Here is a 14170-nt window from a genome sequence, read left to right as displayed (position 1 = left end):
GGTCATGACAGTGGAGTTCGTGTCCCGGCCCGATGTCACCCGTGCGGATGCGGGCATCGCCAGGGCGGGCACCTGGGACGCCGGTACGCCGGAGCGCCGGCGGCGGACGGTGGAGGCCATCCGGTCCGCGTGGGCGGACAGGCCGTGGCCGCACCCGGGGCTGCTCTCGTACAGCGTGCACGTGGGGGAGGACGACAGGACGCTCTTCCACTACGCGCAGTGGACCGGCGAGGAGAGCTACCGGGACTTCGCCAACAGCGGCGGGGACGGGCGCGACGCCGAGGTGGACGCGGCGGTCCCGGGCATCGAGCGGCATGCCCCGCACACCTACGAGCTCTACCGCTCCTCGTCGCCCGGCGGCCGGGAACCGGGCTGCGTCGTGGTCGTCGACGTCGAGTTCGACGGCGCGGACCGCGCCCGCCAACGCGACTGGGTGGACGGAGTCTTCGAGGCGCTCGGCACGGATCCGGCCCTGCCGCCCGGCGGGATCGCCGCGCACTTCCACGTCGGCACCGACGGGACCCGGGTGCTCAACTACGCGGAGTGGGAGAGCGCGCAGGCCCACGTCGACGCCCTGGCCGGACCCGGCGACGGCGTCGGGTCACGGACACCGCAGTGGCAACGGGTGCAGACCTACCCGGGCGTCACCGGCGGCGGCGTGCACCGCTACACCCCGGCGCTGAGCCTGCGCCCCGGCCAGGGAGCGTAGGCCCTCCCGGACCCCGGGGGCCGCCTCCGCGCGCCGCCCCGGGGGGTAGGGCCGCCTTCTGTTCCGAGTGCCGGGCGGCACCGGGAGAAATGCGTCTAGGCTTGGGCCGCCTGACCCCGTATGCGCACGGAGCCACGGCCCGGCGACGCATACGCCCCGCACGTTCCGAGGAGACCCCCTGATGTCCGCAGAGCGCCCCACCCTGCCGCCGACCCGGCTGCACACCGAGGCGGAGCTGGCACGGGACGCGCTTGCCGCGCCGCTGCTGGCCCGCGCCGTCCGGCTCGCCCGCTGGGCCGGGCCGGACACCAGAGTCGGCGCCGGCGGCGAACTCGCCGAGGCACAGCTGCCCGCGGCGGCCGAGCACCTCGGCCTCGCCGCGGACGAGGACGGCGCGGCGGAGGCCAGCGAGGCGTGGCGGCTCGCGGTCGACACCGGCCTCGTCGAGGTCGAGGACCCGACGCCGGAGGCGGACGCCGATCTCGACGAGGAGGGCTTCGGCGGCGACGCGGAGGGGACCGTCACCGCGGGCGAGAACCTGGCGCTGCTGACCGGCGGTTCACCGCAGGACGTCCTGGCGATCTGGCTCGACGGCCTGGAGGCCGCCCACGCCGACGCCACCGCCCCGGTCTTCGACGACTTCGCCGACCTCGTCGGCGAGGACGGTTCGGTCGACTTCGACGCACTGGACTGGGACCCGGAGACCGAGGCGGAGTTCCTCGACGGGGTGCTCGGCAACCTTTACCTGCTCACCGTCGGCGAGGGCGCGGGCGACGCGCCCGTGCCGCTGCCCGCGCTGGCCGCGTCGATGATCGTGCCCGACGACATGGGCGAGCCCACCGACGACGTCCTGGAGCAGGTCTCGGACGCGATGATGCGCCTCGACGACCAGTTCCGGGTCCTGGAGCCCATCGGCATCGTCGAATACCGGCCGGTGGACGAGGCGTTGCTGGCCGAGGAGGGCGAGGAAACCGTGCCGCCCGCCGACGACGAGGACGTCACCCGGTACGGGATGGTCAAGCTCACCCCGCTCGGCGTCTACGGCATCCGGGCCCGGATGCTGGAGGCCGGAGTGGACGCCCCGGCCATCGGCGACCTGGCGGACAAGGGAGCCGACGTGCTCCTCGGCGGCATCGCGTACTACCCCGAGGCGGCGGCCCGCGGCGAGATCGAGCTGTGGCTCGCCCGGCACGGCGCCGACGGGGCGGCCGGTGAACTCCTGGACGCCGCCCGCGGCGAGGACCCGCAGGCACCCCTGCGCCGGCTGCACTGCCAGCAGGCGCTCGCCCTCGTCGGCGCGGAGGCCGAACCGGCCGTCCGCGCGGTGCTGGGCGACCCGCAGCTGGGCGGACTCGCCCGGGTCTGGCTCGCCGAGCGGGGCGCCGCCGACGTACCCGCCCCCTCGGAGGCGATGATCTTCTGGCTCGCCATCGACACGATCGCCGCGCAGCTGGAGGCCGACGGCGACCTGGACGAGCTCCAGGGCCTGGTCGAGGGGCTGTCCGGCCAGCACAGCGGCTTCTTCGACGAGGCGTGGCGGGTGGACCACCCCGCGACGGCGGACGTCCTGGAGGCGATGGGGCGGCTGCACAGCGACAAGAAGCAGGCCAAGGACGCCCGCAAGGCCGCCTTCAAGGCCCGCTCCCGGTCCGGCTCGGCCGGCTGAGCCGCGCCCGGATCCGCGGGCGGCCGGACCGGGGTGCCCGGCCGCCCGCGGCCGAGGATGTTCACGGAAGGGATTCCTTCGAAGTCGTCCTCAGTTCAACTGGTGTTGGGGCAGGAGCGGGACGGTGAGCGGGCCAACAACCCGCCCCAGCTGCACCAGGAGTACGTGATGGCCTTCACGCGCAGGGAATTCACCAGACAGTCCGCCCTCACCGGTGCCGGCATCGCCCTCACCGGAACCGTTGCCGCGCTGGCCACCGCACCCGGCGCCCTCGCCGCCGGTGACTCGAAGCACGGCCACGACGACCACGGCCACGGTCACGACCACGACGGTCACGGCCACGGCCACGGACACGGGCACAGTCACGAGCCGGGCTACGGACCGCTGCTCCCCGACCCGAAGGGCATACTCGCGCTGCCCGCCGGATTCTCGTACAAGGTCATCACGCACAGTGGCGTCACCAAGCTGGAGACCGGCGAGTACACCCCCTCCAACCACGACGGCACGGCCACCTTCGAGGGCGCCCGCGGCGTCACCCTGCTGGTGAACAACCACGAGCTGGCCGGCGTCCGCGCCGACTGGGAGCACCCGGTCCCGCTCACCGACGGTCTCGTCTACGACGCGGTCGCGGCGGGCGGCTGCACCGTGGTGGAGACCCGCCGCGACGGGCGCACCGCCGAGTGGGTCGGCATCTCCGGCACCTCCACCAACTGCGCCGGCGGCTCCACCCCGTGGGGCACCTGGCTGACCTGCGAGGAGACCGAGGACAAGGCCGGCAAGAACGGTCTGCTCAAGGACCACGGCTACGTCTTCGAGGTCGACCCGTACGACAAGCGCGCCAACCGCGCCCCGCGCCCCGTCAAGGCGTTCGGCCGGTACGCCCACGAGGCCGTCGTCATCGACCCCAAGCAGGGCCACGCCTACCTCACCGAGGATGCGTCCGGCCCCAACGGACTGCTCTACCGCTGGGTCCCGCCGCACGGCTTCCGGCACGGCCGCGGCAAGCTCCGCACCCTCGCCGACGACGCCGGAGTCCTCCAGGCCACCAAGTGCTTCGACAAGAGCGGAAAGTTCGTCGACGACCTCTCCCGCGCCACGAAGATCGGCACCGTCTACGGCGTGGACTGGGTCGACGTCCCCGACCGTGACGCCAGGACCGTCTCCGTGCGCAAGCAGTTCGGCGACAAGGACGTCACCCGTGCCCGCAAGCTCGAAGGCATGTGGTGGGGCGACGGCGGCGCGTACATCGTCTCCTCGTTCGCCCGCGGGGAGAGCCCCGTCCAGCACGACGGCCAGGTCTGGTTCTACGACCCGAAGCGCCGCACGCTGACCCTGAAGGTCCTCCTCGGCGTCAACGCCGACCCCTCCAAGGACGGCGCCTTCGACGGCCCGGACAACATCACCGTCTCGCCCTACGGCGGCCTGGTCATCTCCGAGGACGGCGAGGGCATCCAGCACCTCTTCGGAGCGACCGAGAGCGGCCGCACCTACCCCATCGCGCGCAACGAGCTGAACGCCGGCACCGAGGCCGAGCCGTCGTACAGCGAGTTCACCGGCGTCACCTTCTCGCCCGACGGCAGGACGCTCTACGCCAACATCCAGACACCCGGCATCATGCTGGCGATCACCGGCCCGTGGAAGCGCCAGTCGCACCGGGAGCAGTAAGCCCTTTCGGCCGGTGGGCGCCGGGGCCCCGAGCGGGCCCGGGCACCCACCGGTGCCGGAACCGCTGATTACGAATCCGGCATCAGTGGGCCCCCAGGAGTGGTCGGGCATGGCGTCGGGCGTTTCCAGGGCGCATACTCAAGGTAATGAAACAGTCAGCCGGATCCCGGCGTCACCTGCCTTCCAGTCCCTTCAACCGCCCGGCCCAGGCGGCCCCACCGGTCGAATTGTTCGATGTGGGCGACAGGGTGTCGCACGACCAGTTCGGACTCGGCCGAGTCCTTGCTGTCGAGGGCGACAACGACGCAGTGCTCATCGACTTCTCGGGGCGACAGGGGAGGATCCTGAGCCCGTACTCCAAGCTGACCAAGCTCTGAGAGAAGCGACGAGCACGCGCCGCGTACGCCGTATCTCTCTCGCCGACCGCCTTCAGGGGCACCCGCAGCAGCCGGGTGCCCCTGAAGACGTTTCCCGTCCCTACAGGGACTGGGCGGCGGGCTTGACCATGCCGCGGACGGTGCGCGACTTCACGAAGTCACCCATCGCGGTCATTTCCCATTCGCCGGAGAACTGCTTGATCAGCTTCGCCATCATCACGCCGGTCTGCGCCTCGGCCCCGGTCAGATCGAAGCGGACCAGCTCCTCGCCGGTGGCCGCGTCGATCAGCCGGCAGTAGGCCTTCGCCACCTCGGTGAACTTCTGGCCGGTGAACGAGTTGACCGTGAACACCAGACCTGTCGCCTCCGGGGGGATCCGGCCCAGGTCCACGACGATCACCTCGTCGTCGCCGGCGCCCTCACCCGTGAGGTTGTCGCCCGAGTGCTTGATGGCGCCGTCCAGGATGGAGAGCTTGCCGAAGTAGCAGCTGTCCAGGTGGTTGCGGTTCGGGCCGTAGGCGATCACCGAGGCGTCGAGGTCGATGTCCTTGCCGCGGAACGCGGGCTCCCAGCCGAGGCCCATCTTGACCTGCGAGAGCAGCGGACGGCCGCCCTTGACCAGCGACACCGTCTGGTTCTTCTGGAGGCTGACGCGGCCCTTGTCCAGGTTGATCTTCCCGGAGGCGGGGGGTGCGGCGGGCGCCGGGGGTGCCGGGGGTGCGGGGGGCGCGGCTGCCACCGGGGGTGCGGCGACCCGGGGGTCCACCGGTGCGGCGACGGGCGCCGGAGCGGCGGCCGGGGCGGGTGCGGCGGCGGGCTCGTCCTCGACCGACACGCCGAAGTCGGTGGCGATGCCCGCCAGCCCGTTGGCATAGCCCTGACCGACCGCGCGGGCCTTCCAGGCGCCGCCCCGCCGGTAGACCTCGATGACCACGAGGGCGGTCTCGGTGCCCAGCCGCGGCGGCGTGAACGTGGCGAGCGCGCTGCCGTCGTCCGCGTTGCGCACGGTGGCGGTGGGCTCGACGCCCTGGAAGGTCTGACCCGCTCCGTCCGGGCTCGCCGTGACGACGATCTTCTCGATGCCGGGCGGCACCGCCGCGGTGTCCACCACGATCGCGTCGGGCGCGGTGCCGCCGCCGGAGCGGTACGTCACACCCGGGCCGGTGGGCTGGTTGTAGAAGATGAAGTCGTCGTCGGAGCGCACCTTGCCGTCGGCGGTGAGCAGCAGGCCCGAGACGTCGAGCCGCACGGGGGCGGCGACGTCCACCGCCACGCGGGCGGCGGAGAGAGGGATGTTCGAGCCGGGTGTCATAGCGGTCATGCACGGGGTAACGAATGACCCGGCTTTGCCGTTCCCTTACCTTCCGCCGGCTTCGCCCGTACGGCGGTGTCGTCCGTTCAGTACGGCCAGATCGGCGGGTTGGTGCAGAAGTGACCGCCGAGGTGGGCGTGGTCGGGGTTCTCCGGGTCGAGCTCACCCTGCTCGGCGATGAGCTTCGCCGCGTACTCCTCCGAGTCGTCCTGCGGCTCGTAGCCGAGCGAACGTGCCGACGTCAGGTCCCACCACAGCCGGGTGTTGTCCGAGGACCCGTGGATGACGGTGTGCCCCACGTTCTCGGCGGTGAGTGCGGCGTCGAACAGCCGGGCGCCGTCGCCCGGGCTCATCCACACGGACAGCATCCGAACCGACGTCGGCTCGGGGAAGCAGGAGCCGATGCGCACCGAGACGGTCTCCAGTCCGTGCCGGTCCCAGTACAGCTGGGCGAGGTCCTCGCCGAACGACTTGGAGAGCCCGTAGAAGGTGTCCGGGCGGCGCGGGGTGCCGATGGGGATCAGCGGGTCGCCCGGGAGCGGGCGGGGCGTGAACCCGACGGCGTGGTTGGACGAGGCGAAGACGATCCGCCGCACGCCCTCCGCGAGGGCGGCCTCGTAGAGGTTGTAGGTGCCCTCGATGTTCGCCTTGAGGATCTTGTCGAAAGAGGCTTCCAGGGAGATGCCCGCAAGGTGGATGATCGCGTCGACACCCCGCACGGCCTCGCGCAGCGCGTCCTTGTCGCCGAGATCGGCGGTGATCGCGTCCGGCTCGCCCTCGATGGGGAACATGTCGAACAGGCGGAGCTCGTAGCCGTGGGCGGGCAGCAGCCCGCGCATCAGGGTGCCGAGACCGCCGGCGGCGCCGGTGAGCAGGACGGTGCGGGGAGCGGGCATTCGCGGGATCTCCTCGGTACGGGGGGCGGCTTCGCTCGCCGGGTCCTTGGATGGGGTTCACATGCGTGGACAAGTTATGGAGCGGTGGGGGGGTGCGTCAAGGGGGTTGCCCCCGGTCCGGGGCGCGGGGTTCCGTCCTCAATCGCCGGACGGGCTTGGTGTGTGCGGGTTCCCCGCGGGGTGCGCCGTTCCCCGGTGGGTGGGGGTCCGGTGCCCCTCCGGGGCGTCTCCTCAAACGACGAACGTTTCCAGTCCCACGCAGCGGGAGCCCGGAATCCGTTCGTCGTCCTGCGGGGACTCCCCTGCACGGCCCCGGACCCGGCCGCCTTGCGTCTGCGGCGTTCGTGTCGCCGGTGTTCAGACGCACGTCAGAGTGGGTGGGGGCGTGCAGGGGCGTCCCCGCAGAAAAATGGCGTAATACCCGGCCCCCGCAACGTCTCCGGTTGCCACGCCAGTTTTTGAGGAGACGCCCCGGAGGGCCCCCACCCCCACCCACCGGACAGAGGCGAACCCCGGGGCACCCGCCTTGACCCGCGACGATCCGCTGCCTTAGCGTAAGGAGTGTTCATGAATATGGACGCCAATCAGAATTGTGCACGCCTGAATCCGCTCAGGGAGCGCCCGTGACCTCAGCCCCACTTGCCGCCCGACTCACCGCTGTCGCCGGGCCGCTCTTCTTCCCCGTCACCGCCTACGGACCGGACGGTTCCGTCGATCTCGACGTCTTCCGCGCGCACGTGCGCAAGGGCATCGACGCCGGCGCGGCGGCCGTGTTCGCCTGCTGCGGCACGGGGGAGTTCCATGCCCTGACGCCGGAGGAGTTCCGCCTCGTCGTCGCCGCGGCCGTCGAGGAGACCGCCGGTGAGGTGCCCGTCGTGGCGGGTGCCGGCTACGGCACCGCGCTGGCGGTCCAGTTCGCGAAGCTCGCCGAGGAGGCCGGCGCGGACGGGCTCCTCGCCATGCCCCCGTACCTGGTCGTCGCCGACCAGGAGGGACTGCTCGCCCACTACACGGCACTGGCGGCGGCCACCCGGCTGGAGACGATCGTCTACCAGCGCGACAACGCCGTCTTCGCCCCCGAGACCGTGGTGGCGCTGGCGCAGACGCCGGGCATCATCGGTCTCAAGGACGGCTACGGCGACCTCGACCTGATGCAGCGCATCGTCAGCGCCGTCCGCACCGGGCTGCCCGGCCGGGAGTTCCTGTACTTCAACGGGCTGCCCACCGCCGAGCTCACCGGCCTCGCCTACCGGGGCATCGGTGTCACGCTCTACTCCTCCGCCGTCTTCGCCTTCGCACCGGACATCGCGCTGGCCTTCTACCGGGCGATGGAGTCGGGCGACGACGACCTCGTCAACGCACTGCTCGACACCTTCTACCGCCCGCTCGTCGAACTGCGCGCCAAGGGCCGCGGCTACGCCGTCTCCCTGGTCAAGGCGGCCGTCCGGCTCCAGGGCCTGGACGTCGGTGAGGTGCGCAGCCCGCTCACCGAGCCGCCGGCCGCGCACATCAAGGAGCTGACCGAGATCATCGGGGCCGGCCGCGCGCTGCTGGAGCGCGGATGAGGACGTCCGCCTTCCTCTATCCCTGGGACGTCGTCGGGGACCCCGGCGCGGCCGCCCGGGTCGCGGAGCTGGGGGTGGCGCAGGTGACGCTCGCCGCCGCCTATCACTCGACCCGGGCGCTGACCCCGCGCCATCCCGTCCGCCGCATCGTCACGGCCGAGCACGCCGCGGTGCTCTACCCGCCGGACGCCGGCCGCTGGGCGGGGCGCCGGCTGCGTCCGTACGAGCAGTCCTGGGTGGACTCGGGCGATGCCTACGCGGAGGCCGCCGAGACGCTGGCCGGTGCCGGGCTCGACGTGCACAGCTGGGTGGTGCTCGCGCACAACTCCCGGCTGGGCGCGGAGCATCCGGACACCTCCGTGGTCAACGCCTACGGGGACCGCTATCCGTGGGCTCCCTGCATCGCGCAGCCCGAGGTCCGTACGTATCTGGTGGACCTGGCAGCGGAGGCGGCGGTACGGGGCGGGGCCGGCGGCACCGAGCTGGAGTCGTGCGGCTGGTACGGCTTCGCGCACCTGCACGCCCACGACAAGATCGCGGGCGTCGGCCTCGGTGACGCGGCGCAGTACCTGATGTCGCTCTGTTTCTGCGCCGCCTGCCGGGCCGGTTACGGCGGCCAGGGGCTGGACCCGGAGGAGCTGGGCCGGGCCGTGCGCCGGGCGCTGGAGCCGGTCTGGGCCGGCGCCGGTGCCCCGGAGGCGGGATGGGACGGTGTCGAGAAGCTGCTCGGCGCCGACCTGGCCGCCGCCACGCTCCGGTGGCGCACCGAGGTGGCGCGAGGGCTCCAGGAGTCGGTGGTCGCCGCGGTGCGGGCGGTCGCGGCCCCGGGCTTCCAGGTGCTGCTGCACGCCGACCCCGCGCCGTACCGCTCCGGTGCGAACGTGGGTGTCGAAGCGGAGCACATCCTGTCCGTGGCGGACGGTGTGGTGCTGCCCTGCACCGGCGGTGACGCGGCGCGCGAGGCGGTGCTCCGCCCGTTCGCCGGCCGTGCGGGTGTCCTCGCGGCCAATCTGACCGTGGTGCGGGGGATGGGCGGCAGCCCCGGCACGCTGGAGCGCGACGCCGCCCACGCGGCCTCGCTCGGTGCGAACCAACTGCGCCTGTACCACGCGGGACTGGCATCGGACCCGGATCTGCGGACCGTCGCCGAAGCGCTCTCACGCCTCGGCGGATGAGGGGAGCGGGCCGGCGGGGATCCTTCGCCGCCGGCCCGTGACCAGCACCACCGCGGCCGCGAGTGCCACGGCGCCGACCAGGGGCAGCAGCACCTGGACGTCCACCAGGGCGACCAGGCCCGCGCCCAGCGCCAGCGCCACCGCGTTGGGCGCGAACATCAGCGTGTTGGCGGTCGCCGCCGTGCGCCCCAGCAGGGCGTCCGGCGTCTCCCGCTGCACCGCCGTCATCGCGGCGATCAGCACGCACGGCAGACCTGCCCCGATCAGTCCGCACGCCACCAGCGCGACCGCGTCGTACGGCACCGCGCGCAGTCCCACCGCGACCGCGAACACGGCGATCCCCGCCGCCGTGAAGACCCGTTCCGGCAGCCTCCGCAGCAACGGCCCGGCGAGCAGCCCGATGGTGACGGACCCGACGCCCTGGACCGCGGAGAGCACGCCCGCGTACGCGGGGGAGTGGCCGAGTGTCCTGTCCACGACGGCGTACAGCGTCGCCCCGTTGAGTCCGGCGCACAGCATCGTGACGGATCCGGCGAGCACCAGCGGCCGCAGCACCGGTGAGGTCCACACCTGCCGTATCCCGCCGCCGGTCCCGGACCCCGTCGCGGGATCGGGCGTGCGCACGTGCAGCAGTCCGTAGAGCCCGGCGGCCAGGGCGAAGGAGACCGCGTCCAGCAGGGCCACCGACGCGCCTCCGAAGCGGGTGTACAGCGCCGCGCCGGTGAGCGGGGCCACCAGTTTCATGCCCTCGTTCGCCATCATCCGCAGGCCGTTGAAGTCGCCGAGCAGGCCGGGGTCAACGGCCCGGGCGACCAGGGCCGATTCGGCGGAGTCCGTCAGGACGTAGCTGATCCCGTAGACCACGAGGACCGCGAAGAGGATCCAGACCCGTCCCGCCGAATCCACCGCGGTCAGGGTGGTCAGCAGCAGCGCCATGACGATGCCGGAGCCGACCAGCAGCGGCTTCCCGGGCAGCCGGTCGGCCAACGCCCCGAGGACCGGGCCGAAGAGCACCGGCAGCCAGACGGTGAAGAGGGCGAGCGCCGCCAGACTGTCCGACCCGGTCAGCGACTTGACCCAGACCCCTGCCGCCAGCGACATCGCGGAGCTGCCGAAACCGGACACGACGACCGCTGCCAGGAACAGCCCCGCCGTCCGGTCCCGCAGTACCCGCCCCGTCGCCCACCCTGCCCGTGCGCCCACCGAACCTCCCTGACCTGCGCCTGTGTTACGCCGTCAGGCTGGCCGGTAAGGCCGTCACCGGGCATCGGGAGGATGCCGTACGGGACCGGTGGGGGCGGCCCGTCGCCGAGGCCGGTGTACGGCACATGTCCTAAGCCGTCGAAGTTCTTCTGTCAGAAGCGTTGACGAAACATTCACGGCGCCTCTAGCTTCATCGCGTCGTACTTCGTACGTCATATATGAGACGCGATACGCGAGATGCGAGAGCCCTTCACCCATGACCTTTGCGCCCACCCCGATTCCGTCCCGCACCCAGTACGTGCTGGAGGCGATCAAGCACGCGATCCTCACGGCGCAGCTGAGACCAGGGCAGGCGCTCGTCGAGACCGAACTGGCCGCACAGTTCGGGGTCTCCAAGACCCCCGTCCGTGAGGCGCTCAAGACGCTCGCCGGTACCGGGCTCGTCGTCATGAGCCAGTACAAGGGCGCCATCGTGCGGCTGGTCGACGCGACCATGGCCCGCGAGGTGTACGACGTGCGGCTGCTGCTCGAACCGGAGGCGCTGCGCCGCTCCATCACCCGGAAGGCCTCGCTCGACGCGGCCCAGGAGGCCCTGGAGCGCGCCGACTCGGCGGGCGACAAGGCCGACCGGTCGCTCGCCAACCGGGACTTCCACCGGGCGCTCTACCTCCCCTGCGGCAACCCGCTGCTGGCCAGGATGCTCGACGAGGTCCGGGACCAGGCGGCGCTCGTGTCGACCGTGGCGTGGGCGACCATCCCGTCCTGGGAGCGGGAGGCGGCCGAGCACCGGGAGATCCTGCGGCTCGCGCTCGCCGACGACGCGGACGCGGCGGCCGGGGCTCTGCACGACCACATCGCGTCGTTCGTCCGCCGCGCCTTCCCCGACGACGAAGACGGGGGTGACGCGGCGTGAACCGGCACACCGAAGAAAGGCCTGTCCGCATGGACCTCACACCGCTGAAGGCGGCCCTCGCAGATGTCGTGGCGATCCCGGTCACCCCGTTCGCCGAGGACGGGACCATCGACACGGCGGCGCACCGCGCCCTGTTGCGCAGGCTGCTCGACGGCGGCGTGCGCATCCTCACCCCGAACGGCAACACCGGTGAGTTCTACGCCCTCACCCCCGAGGAGCGCCGCACCGTCACCGAGCTGACCGTGGAGGAGGCCGGCGGCCGCGCGACGATCCTGGTCGGGGTCGGGCACGACGTGCCGACCGCCGTCGCCGCCGCCGAGCACGCCAGGGACGCCGGCGCCGAGATGGTGATGGTGCACCAGCCCGTCCACCCGTACGTCTCGCAGGACGGCTGGATCGACTACCACCGGGCCATCGCCGAGGCCGTCCCCGGACTCGGTGTCGTGCCCTACATCCGCAACCCGCACCTCGACGGGGAGTGCCTGGCGGTCCTCGCCGACAGCTGCCCCAACGTCATCGGCGTCAAGTACGCCGTCCCGGACGCCGCGCGCTTCGCCGCCTTCGCCCGGGACGCCGGCCTGGACCGCTTCGTCTGGGTCGCGGGCCTCGCCGAGCTGTACGCCCCCGCCTACTTCTCCGCGGGCGCCACCGGGTTCACCTCGGGTCTCGTCAACGTCGCCCCCGGTGTCTCGCTGGCCATGCTGGAGGCGCTGCGGGCCGGTGACCACCCGGCCGCCATGAAGGTCTGGGAGCAGATCCGCCGCTTCGAGGAACTGCGCGCCGACCGGCAGTCCGCGAACAACGTGACGGTCGTCAAGGAGGCCCTGGCCTCGCTCGGGCTGTGCGGCCGCGACGTGCGCCCGCCCAGCCGGGTGCTGCCCGAGGCGCAGCGCGCCGAGGTCGCCGACCAGGTCGCGGGGTGGTCCATATGACCGGCCGCATCGCCCCCGGGGATCTGCGCAGCCACCAGTGGTACGGCACCGACGGGCTGCGCTCCTTCAGCCACCGCGCCCGCACCCGCCAGCTGGGCTACCTCCCCGAGGAGCACCTCGGCAAGCCGGTCGTCGCGATCCTCAACACCTGGTCGGACATCAATCCGTGCCACGTCCATCTGCGCGACCGCGCGCAGGCGGTCAAGCGTGGTGTCTGGCAGGCCGGCGGATTCCCGCTGGAGTTCCCGGTCTCCACCCTCTCGGAGACGTTCCAGAAGCCGACCCCGATGCTCTACCGCAACATGCTGGCGATGGAGACGGAGGAGCTGCTGCGCTCGTACCCCGTCGACGGTGCGGTGCTGCTGGGCGGCTGCGACAAGTCGACGCCCGCGCTGTTGATGGGCGCGGCCTCCGTGGACCTGCCGGCCGTCTTCGTGCCCGCCGGGCCGATGCTGCCGGGGCACTGGCGCAACGAGGTGCTGGGTTCCGGTACCGACATGTGGAAGTACTGGGACGACAAGCGGGCCGGCCTCATCGGCGACTGCGAGATGGACGAGCTGGAGAACGGGCTCGCCCGCTCACCCGGCCACTGCATGACGATGGGCACCGCCTCGACCCTCACCGCCGCGGCCGAGGCGCTCGGCGTGACCGTCCCCGGCGCCTCCTCCATCCCGGCCGTCGACTCCGGTCATGACCGGATGGCCGCGCAGTCGGGCCTCCGCATCGTCGAACTGGTGTGGCAGCAGCGGAAGCTGTCGTCGATCCTCACCGCGGAGGCGTACGAGGACGCCGTGGCCACCGTCCTCGCGCTCGGCGGCTCCACCAACGCCGTCATCCACCTGATCGCGATGGCGGGCCGCTCCGGTATCAAGCTCACCCTCGACGACTTCGACCGGATCGCCCGCACCGTGCCGGTGCTGGCCAACCTGCGGCCCGGCGGGAAGTACCTCATGGAGGACTTCCACTTCGCCGGCGGGCTGCCCGGGTTCCTGGCCCGGCTGACCGACGTACTGCACCTGGACCGGCCCACGGTCGCGCACGACACCCTGCGTGAGCAGATCGACGGCGCTCTCGTGCACAACAGCGATGTCATCAGGGAGCGCGACAACCCGCTGGCCGACGAGGGCGGTGTGGCGGTGCTGCGTGGCAACCTCTGCCCGGACGGGGCGGTCATCAAGCACATCGCCGCCGAGCCGCAACTGCTGCGTCACACCGGTCCCGCGGTCGTCTTCGACGACTACCGGGAGATGCAGCGCACCATCAACGACCCGGCGCTGGCCCTCACCCCTGACCATGTGCTGGTGCTCCGCAACGCCGGACCCAAGGGCGGCCCCGGGATGCCCGAGTACGGCATGCTGCCGATCCCCGACTACCTGCTGAAGCAGGGTGTCCGGGACATGGTGCGGATCTCCGACGCCCGGATGAGCGGCACCAGTTACGGCGCCTGCGTCCTGCACGTCGCCCCCGAGTCCTACGTCGGCGGGCCCCTCGCCCTGGTGCGCACCGGTGACGCGATCACCCTGGACGTCGAGGCGCGCCTGCTCCATCTCGACGTGACGGAAGAGGAGTTGGAGAAGCGCAGGGCCGAGTGGACCCCGCCTCCCACCCGGTACGAGCGCGGCTACGGGGCGCTGTACCACGACCAGATCACCCAGGCCGACACCGGCTGCGACTTCGCCTTCCTGGCCCGGCCGGGAGAAGTGCCCGACCCGTACGCCGGCTGAACGGCCCACCGGAATTCCGGCGCCCCGCCTCGT

Annotated in this window: 12 protein-coding genes; 9 read left to right on the top strand and 3 right to left on the bottom strand. The window is 72.2% G+C overall.

The annotated features are described in order from the left end of the window. Positions 1-4 precede the first annotated feature (4 nt). The 4 genes from OG408_RS09705 (at position 5) to OG408_RS09690 (ending at position 4417) form a co-directional block, all read left to right on the top strand. Entirely contained in the window at positions 5-709 is a 705-nt protein-coding gene (locus OG408_RS09705) for an antibiotic biosynthesis monooxygenase (RefSeq protein ID WP_326669376.1), read from the top strand. Between the two features lie 181 nt (positions 710-890). After that, positions 891-2375, top strand: coding sequence for a hypothetical protein (locus OG408_RS09700; protein ID WP_326669374.1), 1485 nt, complete (start codon positions 891-893; stop codon positions 2373-2375). A 168-nt stretch (positions 2376-2543) separates the two neighbouring features. After that, positions 2544-4040 (top strand): alkaline phosphatase PhoX, encoded by a 1497-nt coding sequence (locus tag OG408_RS09695; protein ID WP_326674504.1) that lies wholly within the window; start codon positions 2544-2546, stop codon positions 4038-4040. A gap of 146 nt (positions 4041-4186) precedes the next feature. Continuing rightward, positions 4187-4417 carry a hypothetical protein gene (locus OG408_RS09690; protein ID WP_037711258.1) on the top strand — a complete coding sequence of 77 codons (231 nt, stop codon included), beginning with the start codon at positions 4187-4189 and terminating at the stop codon, positions 4415-4417. A 100-nt stretch (positions 4418-4517) separates the two neighbouring features. Here the strand turns inward: OG408_RS09690 and OG408_RS09685 are convergent, their stop codons facing one another. Both OG408_RS09685 and OG408_RS09680 read right to left on the bottom strand, forming a co-directional pair. Further along, positions 4518-5738: a TerD family protein gene (locus OG408_RS09685; protein ID WP_326669372.1), complete on the bottom strand. Its 1221-nt coding sequence runs from the start codon at positions 5736-5738 to the stop codon at positions 4518-4520. Positions 5739-5815: 77 nt separating this feature from the next. After that, positions 5816-6625, bottom strand: a complete 810-nt coding sequence (locus OG408_RS09680) for an NAD-dependent epimerase/dehydratase family protein (RefSeq protein ID WP_326669370.1) — start codon at positions 6623-6625, stop codon at positions 5816-5818. A 623-nt stretch (positions 6626-7248) separates the two neighbouring features. Here OG408_RS09680 and OG408_RS09675 point away from each other — a divergent pair. Continuing rightward, a complete protein-coding gene (locus OG408_RS09675) occupies positions 7249-8190 on the top strand; it encodes a 5-dehydro-4-deoxyglucarate dehydratase (protein ID WP_266777330.1) in 942 nt (313 codons plus the stop codon). Then, the gene (locus tag OG408_RS09670; RefSeq protein WP_326669367.1) at positions 8187-9365 is read left to right on the top strand and encodes a hypothetical protein; all 1179 of its coding nucleotides are present in this window, start codon (positions 8187-8189) and stop codon (positions 9363-9365) included. The genes OG408_RS09675 and OG408_RS09670 overlap by 4 nt, the downstream gene beginning before the upstream one ends. Here OG408_RS09670 and OG408_RS09665 read toward each other — a convergent pair. After that, entirely contained in the window at positions 9348-10568 is a 1221-nt protein-coding gene (locus OG408_RS09665; protein WP_326669365.1) for an MFS transporter, read from the bottom strand. The genes OG408_RS09670 and OG408_RS09665 overlap by 18 nt on opposite strands. A 256-nt stretch (positions 10569-10824) precedes the next feature. On the opposite strand from OG408_RS09665, the gene OG408_RS09660 reads away from it, so the two are divergent. From OG408_RS09660 to araD, 3 genes are read left to right on the top strand one after another with little or no spacing between them, the layout of a single operon-like run. After that, positions 10825-11481 (top strand): GntR family transcriptional regulator, encoded by a 657-nt coding sequence (locus OG408_RS09660; RefSeq protein ID WP_266777324.1) that lies wholly within the window; start codon positions 10825-10827, stop codon positions 11479-11481. A gap of 29 nt (positions 11482-11510) precedes the next feature. Next, complete coding sequence (locus OG408_RS09655) at positions 11511-12413, top strand: dihydrodipicolinate synthase family protein (RefSeq protein WP_266777322.1); 903 nt, start codon at positions 11511-11513, stop codon at positions 12411-12413. Beyond that, the gene (gene araD, locus OG408_RS09650) at positions 12410-14137 is read left to right on the top strand and encodes an L-arabinonate dehydratase (protein ID WP_266777320.1); all 1728 of its coding nucleotides are present in this window, start codon (positions 12410-12412) and stop codon (positions 14135-14137) included. The genes OG408_RS09655 and araD overlap by 4 nt, the downstream gene beginning before the upstream one ends. Positions 14138-14170 lie beyond the last annotated feature (33 nt).

This window comes from Streptomyces sp. NBC_01257, from assembly GCF_035917255.1.
Classification (GTDB): domain Bacteria; phylum Actinomycetota; class Actinomycetes; order Streptomycetales; family Streptomycetaceae; genus Streptomyces.
The sequence above is the reverse complement of the archived record's forward strand: the minus strand, read 5'-3'. Positions and strand labels throughout refer to the sequence as shown.